Consider the following 11,062-nt stretch of genomic DNA (forward strand, 5'->3'; position numbering starts at 1 on the left):
TGAACCGTGGCTCCAGCGCCGGCGAGAAGCGGGAGAAGGTATCGACTATCGTGAGCACGCGCAGCTTGCGTCCCGTAGCCAGCTGATCGTGTACGAAGTCCATCGCCCATGTCTCGTTTGAGCGCGTCGCCGGCTTTCGATCGTCGCGCAGCTTGGCCTTCACGCGTCGTTTTGGTGTTTTGTTGCGCAATTGCAGGCCTAACTCGCGGTAGACCCTACGTGTCTTCTTCTGGTTGATCGACCAGCCCTCGCGGCGCAGCAGCACGTGGACGCGCCGGTAGCCGTAACGGACCCGCGTCTGGCAGATCTCCTTGATCCTGTTCTCCAGGTCGGCCTGTCCGGGCCGACGCGATTTGTAGTGATATGTTGACCTGTCGAGTTCGAGTAGCTGGCAGGCCCGCCGGATCGAGACATCCCATTCACCACAGACCACATCGACAAGCTTGCGCTCGCGGACAGGCCTCAGAGCTTTCGGCGGATGACGTCCTGCAGCATCTCCTTGTCCAGCGACAGGTCCGCCACGATCCGCTTCAGCTTGTTGTTCTCGTCCTCAAGCTGCTTCAGCCGCCGCATCTCGGTCGGCAGCAAGCCGTCGTACTTCTTCTTCCAGTTGAAGTAGGTCGCCTGGCTGATCCCGGCCTTGCGGCAGATATCGGCCACCGGCACACCGTCCGCGCCCTGCTTCAAAATACGCCTTCTGGGCGTCCGAAAACTTCGAAGCCTTCATCGTGCTCCGCTCCTCCCAGCCAGGGAATCTGGCGCGGAAGACTCTAACCAAAAACGGTCCAGTTTTAAGGGCTCAGAGCACTGTCCTCATGCTCCCAGGCGGCGCCGATCGTGGTCCAGAAGGCGTTCTCGCCTTCGCCGTCAACCGCTCCGCCCCTCGCGATAAGGTATTGCCCTCAATCCGCACAATCTCTCAGGCCCCCGAAATACCTGCCCAAAGAAAGCTTTTCGTTGGGACAAACGCTTTGCAGCGCCAAAGGCGCTTTGGGAGGTGCCCAACTTGGGCGCTGCTCGAGCAGGATGGCGCCGATGAGAGGCAAACCGTCGCTCGCAGCATCGAGTGCAGGCTGCTTAAACTCTAACCCCTGAGGAGCCAGCACCTCCCTTCGCGAGCCGCCTAATCAGCCTCAAATCATTTGATGACGGACAACGGTTACGCCGCTTGTGCGGCGCCCGCAACCGGTCGGCTCTCTGCTGAGATGTTTCGTTGTCGTGCAACACTTCGAGGCTACAGACGCGAGCGATCGCCACGGCGCGGCGCGAGTTTCGCTGATGGTTCATGGATTTTGCTTTTAGCTCTGATGCCGGTAGCGGACTGGCTGCCGGGGTTCAGAAACCGTATTCGTGAACGGCCAATGTGCTTTTGGGGTGCGGACATGGACGCACCGTCCCCGCCGAACGGGGCTGTTAGAACGCAGGCCCATTGATGGCCACTGATGCTATCTTGGGTTTCTGAGACCCAAGCCTACAGTGGCATACAACCTAAACGTTTTCAATAGTCATTTTCTACTCGATGCGCGACGAAACCACGCCCTCTCGTACAACGGTTGCAAGGCTCGACGCTGAAAGACACGTTGGTCGATAAGGAATGGCCTCGTGATCGCCTGGGTCTTCGTGCCCTCGGCTGCGCTCGGCCTTATCAAACTCGAATTGCTCAAGCTCCTCCCGCAAGCGCAGACAACGAATCTACAAACCGTACTGCCGTGGCTCTACTGCACTTACGATCGAAAGCCCGACGCGGATATAGCCGTAAAAGACGGCGAACATGGTCAGTCCAAAGAGGTGCCGAACTCCTAATTCGCTGCGTCATCTCTGAAAAGAAACGCAGCCTGCTCGTCTTAGTAATTTTTGCCGGAGACCTATCACCCGGGGGACGTGATCAGACGCGCAGGTTTTCAGCGCTGCTCTTGCCACGCTTGGGGGCGACTTTGACTTCGTAAGCAATCTTTTGGCCTTCTGCCAAACCAGAGAGTCCAGCGCGTTCTACGGCGCTAGTGTGGACAAAGATGTCGTTTCCGCCGTCATCTGGAGCGATAAATCCGTACCCCTTTTGGACATTGAACCACTTACCGTACGCTGGTGGGTAAAGGTGCCAGAAACAGAGCAACCGGCGTGCCGGACCGAAAATGCTGATCCTACAGGGATGGCGAGCATCGGGTCGACGACAATGGACGCAAAGCTGACAACCGCGTGCGACTGCCAACATTCTCAGGCTAGCTCAATCAGTTGGGATTACTCGAAGGCAGCACATGGCGGGTCGGTAGGTTCTGGAACGGCATGATGCGAGCGCCGTGCGCTGCAGTTGAAAGCGCTCGACCCGATTAGCTCGCATATAACCGGTTGTCTTAGACTGGTCGCGCAGCAAGTTGATGCCGGTGTCGTCGTATTCATCTGTGCCAGTGCCAGGTCGATCACACAATGTCCGCAACTCCACGCCGAGCCTCTGGACCCGCACCGGCGAGGCACACCTTTCTATCTCTATTGAAGCATTCACTGCGCAAATTCTCTGGTGGCACACTCATTGCTAGTTAGGTCCCAGATCCCTGCCGGGGAGAACGCGTTTGCGGCCGCCGGCGGACACTAGCCCGGCGCCGCACTGGTCATCAGGCGTGCCTGGATGCTGCGTCGCCAAGCGTCAGCTCACCAGGAGGACAAGCATGGGTTTCTATCAGACGGAGCCGTTTAACACGGCAAAAGCCAGCTTCATCCACGGACCTGACGGATTCGGGCTATTTCTGGTCGAGGTTGAGGGTGATGCGCCGAACTTCACGACAGGAATTACCCTCGTGCGGATCCGCATTGGGTCGGCGGCCTGAAGATCGACGTAATGGGCTGGACGGGACCGCTCGGTGATGGGTCCACGCCCTACGCGGTCAAGGGCAGCTTCCCCGGCCATTACGTGCCGCAAATCGTCGTCTCCGGCAGCAATGGCACGCGCCTGGTTGCGGTGAAGGTGATCCCGGCGGAAGAATCTGACGACTACGTGCGGCAGTTGGCCGGATGACCACGGTCGATCACCCGATCAACCTTCCTAAATGGGAAAGGACGCTCTATGCCCGATACGACAACCAAAGGCCGCGTCGGATTGTTTCACGCCTGCTATCAGATTGGCGAAAGCCGCCCCGGAGGCATAATCTTCAAGCTGGATCTGGTCGTCGACTCGCCGAACAGCCGGATCCAAGGTTTCGGCAGCATCACCCAAGCTGTTAATCCGCCGCTCGATGTCGCCACCGCCCTGCAAGGCAATTACAGCCAACTGCCGACGCTCCCGCCGGCGCCGACACTGCTTCTTGTGCTCCTTACCGGTTACCCGCCGATCCACTGGCCGAACGATGGCGGGCTTGGACCGGTGATTCTGCCCAACGTCGATCTGCGCATGACCCTGGTCCCGAACTGGCAATCGGGAACCGCCTCCTACCGCTATCGCAGCGGCCACGGCGATTGGCAGGAGGTCGAGGCCGCGCCGGTCAAGCTGGTGTCTCCAGCCATCGCATGAACACATCTAAGCCGGGCCGGCAAGGCCCCTGCCCCGCATCGATGGCGCTTTTGGACGCAGCCAAGGGATTTCAATGATCCTTCGGGGGCTATGAATCCGCGGAACGAGAAGTCCCTCTGGTCCCCTGTCGCATTCGAGCGGGTTCGGGTCGTGGAGCCCTCCACATCATAGCCGCTGAAAACAGCCGCCCACCATCAAAGGCGGCTGTGATCGTCTTGCGCCTGACCGCTGGAAACAGGAAGGGCAGAATCGTATCGTCGACCATGGCCGGTGTGGTTGCCTCGATGATGTCAGCGCAGAATTGGTCTCAGCAACCGAATCCCACGTCCCATCAGCGGCTTACACCACACTCGCTAGCCACCCACAGGCCCTTCATGAATAAAGACGGGCTAGATACGGCCGAAAGCCGCCCACACCCCGTTTTCGCCGTCCCAGCTGCCGCGGCTCGCCGCCTTGGAGTACTCCGTGGCGCGCTGCTCGAAGAAATTGGCGTGCTCGACGCCATTGAGAATCTCGACGAGCCACGGCAGCGGATGCGCCTTGAGCTGTGTGAACCCGCCCTCCTTCGCCTCGAAGAAGCCGAAGACCGGGGCAATCCGGAGCTGGGTCAGTCGCCAGTCGGCGACGTAGCGGACGTAGGCGTGGATGTGCTCAAGGCCGAAGGCGAGCTCGACGAAGTTCTCCTCCAGGTTCACCATGGTCTTGGCGACGTCGACAATGTCGTCGCGGACGGAGCGCGTCACCGCGCCGGTTTCGCGGTGCCATTCGTGAAATAGCTTGATGATGCCCTCGCAGTGGAGACTCTCGTCGCGCACTGACCAGCTTACGATCTGTCCCATGCCGTTCATCTTGTTGTGGCGCGGGAAGTTGAGCAGCATGGCGAAGCTCGCGAACAAGGCCATGCCTTCGGTGAAGGCTCCGAACATCGCCAGGGTGCGGGCGACATCGGCCACGGTGTCGACGCCGAATTCGTGCATGTAATCCGCCTTGGCGCGCATCTGCGCATAGCCGCGGAATGCCTCGAACTCGGTCTTGAGCATACCAAGCGTCTTGAGCAGCAGCGCATAGGCGTCGATATGAACCGTCTCCATATTGGTGAAAGCGGCAATCATCATCTGGACGGTGAGCGGCTGGAAGATCGGGATGTAGCGCTTGAGATAGTTGTCGCCGACCTCGATGTCCGACTGAGTGAAAAAACGGAAGATCTGGGTAAGCAGCGCACGCTCGTTGGCGGTGACGCGGTCCGACGCCCAGTCCTTGAGGTCGGTGCCGAGCGGTACCTCTTCGCCCATCCAGTGGGTCTGCTGCTGGCGTTTCCAGAACTCGTAAGCCCAGGCGTAGCGATCGACGTCATAGCTGCCGGTCGAATCAAGGAGGCCGACGCGCCCCTTGCCGATCAGCGTGCGCGGATCGACGGACGACAGATCGATCATTGACATGCGAGGCACTCCTCATAGTCGGTGCGCTGCGGCGCCGGCGTTGCCGTGTCATCCTCGGCAATCTTGCCGGCGAACGCCGCGCGCGAGATCGATATTGAACGGCAGTAGTAGAGGCTCTTCACCCCACGCTTCCATGCCGTCCAGTGCAGCATGTGGAAGGTCCCACTTATCGACGTCGGCCGGCAGATAGAGGTTGATCGACTGGCTCTGGCAAATGAATGGGGCGCGATCGGCGGCAAGCTCGACGATCCAGCGCTGGTCGACCTCAAAAGGCGGTGCGAAGGACCGCTTTCTCGTGCTCCGACAGGATGTCGAGATGGGCGACCGCCCCCTCGTGCGCGATGATCGACTGCCAGGTCGCCGAGGTGTCGGTGCCCTTGGCGGCCAGCACCTTGGCGAGATGCGGATTACGCACCGAGATGGCGCCGGATAGCGTCTTGTGGGTGTAGATGTTGGCCGGGATTGGCTCGGTGCAGGCGCTGGTGCCGCCGCAGATGATGCTTATCGAGGCGGTCGGCGCGATCGCCATCTTGTGGCTGAAGCGCGCCATCACGCCGCGTTCCAGGGCATCCGGGCACGGGCCACGCTCGCGAGCGAGCGCCACGGATGCCGCGTCGGCATCGCGACGGATTTGTCGGAACATGTTCAGATTGAACGACTTGGCCAGGACACTCTCCATCGGAATGCCCTTGGCCTGGAGAAACGAGTGGAAGCCCATGACGCCGAGGCCAACGGAGCGTTCGCGCAGGGCGGCGTAGCGGGCACGCTTCATGCCGTCCGGCGCCACTGTGATGAAGTGGGTGAGCACGTTGTCGAGGAGGCGCATGACGTCCTCGATGAAGCCGGGCTCCTTATTCCACTGGTCCCAGGTCTCGAGGTTGAGCGACGGCAGGCAGCACACCGCGGTGCGCTCCTCGTCGCGATGATCGATGCCGGTCGGCAGCGTAATCTCGCTGCACAGGTTGGAGGTCGAGACCTTGAGGCCGAGCTCGCGCTGGTGCTTGGGGAGCGCGCGGTTCACGGTGTCGATGAACAAGAGATAAGGCTCGCCCGTCTGCAGCCGGTTCTCAAGGATACGTTGCCACAGCTGGCGGGCATCGATCTCGCGGACGACCTCGTTAGTCTTCGGGCTGCGGAGAGCGAACGTGGTGCCGGCACCCACGGCACGCATGAACTCGTCGGTGACGTTGATGCCGTGATGTAGGTTGAGGCTCTTGCGGTTGAAGTCGCCGGACGCCTTGCGGATCTCGAGGAACTCCTCGATCTCGGGATGGTGGATATCGAGATAGACCGCCGCCGAGCCGCGCCGCAACGAGCCCTGGCTGATCGCCAGCGTCAGGCCGTCCATGACGTGGATGAACGGGATGATGCCCGAGGTGACGCCGCCCCTCACTTTCTCGCCGATCGAGCGAACATTCCCCCAGTAGGTGCCGATGCCGCCGCCGTTGGAGGCAAGCCAGACGTTCTCGTTCCAGGTGCCGACGATGCCTTCGAGCGAGTCCGACACCGAGTTAAGGAAGCACGAGATCGGCAGGCCGCGCGGGGGGGCGCCGTTGGAGAGCACCGGTGTGGCCGGCATGAACCACAGTCGAGACATCCCATCATACAGACGTTGGGCATGCGCAACATCGTCCGCGAAGGCGCAAGACACCCGGGCGAACATGTCCTGGAGGCTTTCGCCGGCGAGCAGATAACGGTCGGTCAGCGTCAGCTTGCCGAACGACGTCAGCAGGTTGTCGCGCGACCGATCGAGCGTGAGGTCAGACGGCCTTGGCGATGGCGCGAGGGGCCTTGGCAGCGGAGCCGGCGATGGCGGCGGCTGCACAAGACACAGTTCAGGCGTGGTAGGCTTGGCCTGCGCTGGGAGCGGCCGCACACTCGGCATCTCGATGAGATGACCATGCTGATCGAAATCGTAAGACGGCGACATCGGCAACCCCGCGATGTTTGAGGCTGGGGGGCCGTGCGGACGACTTGCGAGGAGACCGGGCAAATATCACCAGTTGCAAGCAACCCACCGGGGCACCCCGCCCGAGGACGTTCGTTCTGTCGCGGCAGGTCTCCTGGCTCGCGGGTCGCTGCGGCTGTCGGCCTTCCCAGCGCTGTCGCGCCAGTGACCATGATGACAACCGCTCGCCGCTTACAGTTGCGGGGGCAGCCTCGGAATAGCCGTTGCCGGCGCACTGGGTTCCCTCTTAGCTTCCATCCTACGAGATGCGGGAATGGAAGACCCGTGACGGGCTACATATAGGCGCCGCTCGCGGAGATTCGTCAAGGCGGCACCGTCAAGTTAACGAATTGGAGCAGCCCCAAGGTCGAGGTTCGGCGAGCGCTTGTCGTGGAGATCTCGCGCCAAGTCGCAAAGGCTCGCTCGCGCGAAGCACGACGGAAGTCGGCAGTGACGGCTCCGAGAGAGAGGATGTGGAAAAGGTTCGCGACCTGATCATGAACTGACAGAAAAGTTGAGCCTGACGGGACGATTTGAAACGCTTCATGATCCGATCGCGTCGCCTGTCACCCTTCCGGCGTTCGTGGTCTGGACTATCCCTTCACCCGGCGATGTCCGCTGTAGGTGCTTCCCGTCGAGTCTCTACTCCTCCCCCCTGGCAGGGGCTTGGCTCGGGATTGGCAATGAAGGTTTCCGCGACTTTGAGCAGTTCTGCTCCTCTTTCCCCAAGGGCCTCGAATCGGCCCATCTATACGGCGCATACGACCTCGGGACAAAAGGACTAGAGTCTGTTCCGCTCACGGATTGAGCAGCCGAGCGTCAGGGCGTGTACTGTTGCCCGCCAGCATTTGATGCTAGTGAACAGCGGTTAATAAATCACTGAAAGTGCATTGCATGCCTTGGCGAGCAATGGAGTGCGAAGATCTTCCATCTGTGAACGCGATCGTAGATCGCGTTCACCTCAATTACCCTGAGGATGAGGCCGTATTCTCGGAGCGGCTTCGGCTTTACCCCGCCGGATGCTTCGTGCTTGAGCGCGAGGCGATTGGTGCTGCTGGCTATATTTCATCCATCCTTGGCACTTCAAAAGCCACCCGCTCTCAATGTCCTTCTAAAATCCGTACCCGACGCCGCATCCACATATTATATCCACGATATCGCGCTATTGCCCGAGGCGCGGTCTGGCGGCGCAGCGTCCGAGGTTGTGCGCAAGCTGATTAGCCACGCTAGGCGCGCGCACCTTCCAAACGTTTCCCTGGTTGCTGTGAACGGCTCAACGAGGTTCTGGGAGAGGAATAGCTTCCAGACGCTGGAAGACCCGCAAGTGAACGAGAAGCTTGCTAGCTACGACGAGCAGGCCAAGTATATGGTTCATCGCTTCTCATGATATTTCTGTAGCGGCTGTTAGAACACTACCAACAAGTCGCATTGGGTTTGGGCATAGCCGCCCCAGAGACCGCGTTGCGCACTACGATGACCGAGCCCCGGGATGAGGAGACCGAGCAAGGCCGGCAGGCTGACCAGGGAAGGCGAAAGCTTCCAGAATACGTTGAACCGCAGCGATCTTGAAGAGGAATAGCAAGAGCAGCCGCACAACGAAAGTGTTGATGATCGGGACGCCCATCACGAGGCTCCCGTATTTCGAGGAGCCGGCACCTCGACATAGGCCCAGATGAAGGCGAGTGGGCAGAGGGCAAAGCCGAAGAACAAGGTAATCCAGCCCGCGGCGATCACCGCCTGAGCATAGGGATGGTTGCGCGTCTTTGCGATGTGCCCTCGTGCTTCACCTGAAGGAGGAAGAAAAATCAAGACTGCGAGACCAGCGCATCGTCTCCGCCTATTCCGATCCTTACGTAGTTTCTGGAAATGATCTAAAACAATGATTGCTAGCTTGAGATACGAGCAGCGCGCCAAGATTATCCGGCTGCCCGTCCCCCGTGTGAAGGAACGCTTCCGTTCTGGCGAAGATCAATATGTCGTGGCGACCGGGCCACCCCAGCGGTAGTTCACGCGGACCAAACCGATATCGACGTCCTGACCGATACGGGCAGTCCCCGCAAAAGCGCCCACCGGAACACCTACGATTCCTGTTGAAAAGAAGAAGTCTACGTCCCGATGCCCCATGAACAGGTGGTCGTACTCAACGCCGATGGACCAGTTCGGAGCGAAGCCAAATTCAAGGCCCGCTCCTACCGTGCCGCCCCAACGGGTTTCGCTGCCGTTGTCGATGGTCAGCCCAGTCGCAAAATCGGAGACCCGGTATTTGTCGCGGACAACCGCCGCGCCACCCTTCACATAAAGCAGCACGTTATTCCAGGCATAGCCGACTTGCCCCGTGAACAGGCCGAATGCATCAAGCTTGGATTCATCCTGGACGCCTGCAAAAGCAAGGTTCGCGTTGGAGCCCTTGAAATCGGCCCAATTGCCCTGCGCCTCCAGGCCGAACACCGAGTTCGCTATTTGCCAGCGATAGCCGATTTGACCGCCGACCGTGCCTCCCGTCGCATTATGGCACCCCATGGCAAAGGGCGGAGCGACGATCACGCCGCCGGCATTGAGCAGGTCCCAGCACTGATGCGCGGAGCCGCCGCCGCCATTGATGCCGATGTAGAAGCCGCTCCAATCATAGATTGGAATGACCGCCGGGGGCGCTTTGACGTAGGGTCGCGCGGCCAGATCAGCGGCAGAGGCAGGAGCGGCTAGTGCGATGAAGGCTACCGTGCCCAGCAGAACTTTTTTCATTCTCTAAACCCAGCTTCGTATCGACTTCCTTGACGGTGTATTAACGAGAATTGCCATGTGACCATCTTCTCCATCAATTCCCAAGGTTGGTAGTTGACTGGGGCGCAAGCGTTGCCCGAGCATCCGGAGAATGGCCAAAAGTGCGTGTCTGGCCGGTAGCGGATGCTGTGGCCCGCAAAGCGGCGGCTTCATCGCCCAACAACGCAACGTCGTACTGGTTGGCGGCACCGGCACAGGCAAAACCCACCTGGCCCTTGCCATCGCCAGAAGCTGCATCCGATCCGGTGCCCGCGGCGCTTCTTCAACGTAGTCGACCTCGTCATTCGGCTACGTTTGGACTAGGCGGTCGCAGGGATGTTCGCCTGGTTCATCACCCGCGCGCCGCTGGGATGAACGAGGCCGGGCCATCCCAGCCGAAACCCATCGCGCCGTCTTTAGGCGTGTCCCTCATGGCGATCTGTCCAAGCTACGTGAGTATGGCGCCGCCCGCATCGACCCACCTAGCTCATCCCGCCGGATTGCATAGCAAGCCATTAGCGCTGGATGGCGGCGAGGTCGCAGCATGAGCAGCGTCGGATCATTACTAGAGCGTATGAAACGGCTGGCGCGCGGCCATTCTGCTCGACGCATTAGCCGATCGCGTGGCGGCTCTCTCCGAGCGTGACCGCGCCAGATACGACCGATATCGCAAGGCGTTCGACCAACCGCTAATCGATCGCGAGAATGCGAGTGAAGAGCTAGGCGGACCATTCGCGGCATTGCTCGCCGATCCGGACGGCGCACCACAACTCCCAAGTGATCTGGTGACGCGGCAGTTTCCAGACATGATCCTGAGCGCCGATACGACATACGACCACCGGTCGTGCCGCATAGCGTTGAGCGGATATCGCCAACAATCATTGATCAGAAGGACCAACCACGGATGTATCGTCTTACGATTACCCACATTTTTTGAGGTGCACTGAGCCGAAAAACTTGAGTCGCCAGAATCACTTGTGATTCTTTGATGGGCACCTGATTCGAGAAGAGGTGCTCTATGGGACTGACTTCACGCGCCCGGGATGAGAACGCCCATCGTTTGGCGTCTGACGCGGTGACTTGGTTTGATCGTGAAGCTGCGCTGTGCGAATTCCAGGACGCTCGACTTGGCGAGAGATTTCGCATGCTGCTGAAGCAGATTGGTGGAGACATCGGACAGAGCATTCCGATGGTTTGCCAAGACTGGGCGAATACCAGGGCGGCCTATCGTTTCTTCTCCAATGAACGAGTAAGCGAGGCCGACATCCTGTCTGGTCATTTTAAATCGACGCGGGAACGTATCGCGGCTGCGAAAGGGCCTGTTCTTGTTCTGCACGATACGACCGAATTCACCTATCAAAGGGAGCGCCCGGATCTGATCGGGATGATTAAGCGCATCCCCAAAAGCAACTC

At 59.9% G+C, this 11,062-nt stretch carries 12 protein-coding genes, 4 pseudogenes and 1 riboswitch; of the genes and pseudogenes, 7 read left to right on the forward strand and 9 right to left on the reverse strand.

What is annotated here, in order from left to right; all coding sequences use genetic code 11:
- Window positions 1-727: pseudogene (locus AC5ZFO_RS46070) on the reverse strand (IS3 family transposase); the annotation flags it as partial.
- Between the two features lie 875 nt (window positions 728-1,602).
- Between AC5ZFO_RS46070 and AC5ZFO_RS46075 the strand changes: the two are divergent.
- Window positions 1,603-1,803: a hypothetical protein gene (locus tag AC5ZFO_RS46075; RefSeq protein ID WP_496124012.1), complete on the forward strand. Its 201-nt coding sequence runs from the start codon at window positions 1,603-1,605 to the stop codon at window positions 1,801-1,803.
- Between the two features lie 82 nt (window positions 1,804-1,885).
- On the opposite strand, the gene AC5ZFO_RS46080 is transcribed toward AC5ZFO_RS46075, so the two are convergent.
- Complete coding sequence (locus tag AC5ZFO_RS46080) at window positions 1,886-2,113, reverse strand: cold-shock protein (RefSeq protein WP_496124013.1); 228 nt, start codon at window positions 2,111-2,113, stop codon at window positions 1,886-1,888.
- A 550-nt stretch (window positions 2,114-2,663) separates the two neighbouring features.
- Here AC5ZFO_RS46080 and AC5ZFO_RS46085 point away from each other — a divergent pair.
- The 3 genes from AC5ZFO_RS46085 to AC5ZFO_RS46095 are packed head-to-tail and all read left to right on the forward strand — an operon-like array spanning window position 2,664 to window position 3,502.
- Window positions 2,664-2,822, forward strand: a complete 159-nt coding sequence (locus AC5ZFO_RS46085) for a hypothetical protein (RefSeq protein ID WP_496124014.1) — start codon at window positions 2,664-2,666, stop codon at window positions 2,820-2,822.
- Window positions 2,823-2,833: 11 nt separating this feature from the next.
- Entirely contained in the window at window positions 2,834-3,010 is a 177-nt protein-coding gene (locus AC5ZFO_RS46090) for a hypothetical protein (protein ID WP_496124015.1), read from the forward strand.
- Between the two features lie 48 nt (window positions 3,011-3,058).
- Window positions 3,059-3,502 carry a DUF1842 domain-containing protein gene (locus tag AC5ZFO_RS46095; RefSeq protein ID WP_496124016.1) on the forward strand — a complete coding sequence of 148 codons (444 nt, stop codon included), beginning with the start codon at window positions 3,059-3,061 and terminating at the stop codon, window positions 3,500-3,502.
- 389 nt (window positions 3,503-3,891) lie between these two features.
- Here AC5ZFO_RS46095 and AC5ZFO_RS46100 read toward each other — a convergent pair whose 3' ends face one another.
- The 5 genes and pseudogenes from AC5ZFO_RS46100 to AC5ZFO_RS46120 all read right to left on the reverse strand — a co-directional run.
- Complete coding sequence (locus AC5ZFO_RS46100) at window positions 3,892-4,941, reverse strand: ribonucleotide-diphosphate reductase subunit beta (RefSeq protein WP_496124017.1); 1,050 nt, start codon at window positions 4,939-4,941, stop codon at window positions 3,892-3,894.
- Window positions 4,932-5,093: a hypothetical protein gene (locus tag AC5ZFO_RS46105; RefSeq protein WP_496124018.1), complete on the reverse strand. Its 162-nt coding sequence runs from the start codon at window positions 5,091-5,093 to the stop codon at window positions 4,932-4,934. The genes AC5ZFO_RS46100 and AC5ZFO_RS46105 overlap by 10 nt, the downstream gene beginning before the upstream one ends.
- A 49-nt stretch (window positions 5,094-5,142) precedes the next feature.
- Window positions 5,143-5,259, reverse strand: a pseudogene (locus AC5ZFO_RS46110) (hypothetical protein); the annotation flags it as partial.
- Complete coding sequence (locus AC5ZFO_RS46115; RefSeq protein WP_496124019.1) at window positions 5,207-6,871, reverse strand: ribonucleoside-diphosphate reductase subunit alpha; 1,665 nt, start codon at window positions 6,869-6,871, stop codon at window positions 5,207-5,209. The gene AC5ZFO_RS46115 and the pseudogene AC5ZFO_RS46110, both read right to left, overlap by 53 nt.
- A gap of 106 nt (window positions 6,872-6,977) precedes the next feature.
- A riboswitch (cobalamin riboswitch) is annotated at window positions 6,978-7,192 on the reverse strand.
- Window positions 7,193-7,212: 20 nt separating this feature from the next.
- Window positions 7,213-7,454: pseudogene (locus tag AC5ZFO_RS46120) on the reverse strand (hypothetical protein); the annotation flags it as partial.
- A 411-nt stretch (window positions 7,455-7,865) separates the two neighbouring features.
- Here AC5ZFO_RS46120 and AC5ZFO_RS46125 point away from each other — a divergent pair.
- On the forward strand, window positions 7,866-8,276 hold the full coding sequence (locus AC5ZFO_RS46125; RefSeq protein ID WP_496124020.1) for a GNAT family N-acetyltransferase: 411 nt from the start codon (window positions 7,866-7,868) through the stop codon (window positions 8,274-8,276).
- A 236-nt stretch (window positions 8,277-8,512) separates the two neighbouring features.
- Here the strand turns inward: AC5ZFO_RS46125 and AC5ZFO_RS46130 are convergent, their stop codons facing one another.
- Complete coding sequence (locus tag AC5ZFO_RS46130; RefSeq protein WP_496124021.1) at window positions 8,513-8,698, reverse strand: DUF3302 domain-containing protein; 186 nt, start codon at window positions 8,696-8,698, stop codon at window positions 8,513-8,515.
- A 159-nt stretch (window positions 8,699-8,857) separates the two neighbouring features.
- The gene (locus tag AC5ZFO_RS46135) at window positions 8,858-9,631 is read right to left on the reverse strand and encodes an outer membrane protein (RefSeq protein ID WP_496124022.1); all 774 of its coding nucleotides are present in this window, start codon (window positions 9,629-9,631) and stop codon (window positions 8,858-8,860) included.
- A 181-nt stretch (window positions 9,632-9,812) separates the two neighbouring features.
- On the opposite strand from AC5ZFO_RS46135, the pseudogene AC5ZFO_RS46140 reads away from it, so the two are divergent.
- Window positions 9,813-9,970 (forward strand): annotated as a pseudogene (locus AC5ZFO_RS46140) (ATP-binding protein); the annotation flags it as partial.
- A 697-nt stretch (window positions 9,971-10,667) separates the two neighbouring features.
- The coding region (locus tag AC5ZFO_RS46145) for an IS4/Tn5 family transposase DNA-binding protein (RefSeq protein ID WP_496124023.1) at window positions 10,668-11,062 on the forward strand (395 nt) is incomplete at its 3' end.

Source organism: Bradyrhizobium sp. Unk1 (genome assembly GCF_059512345.1).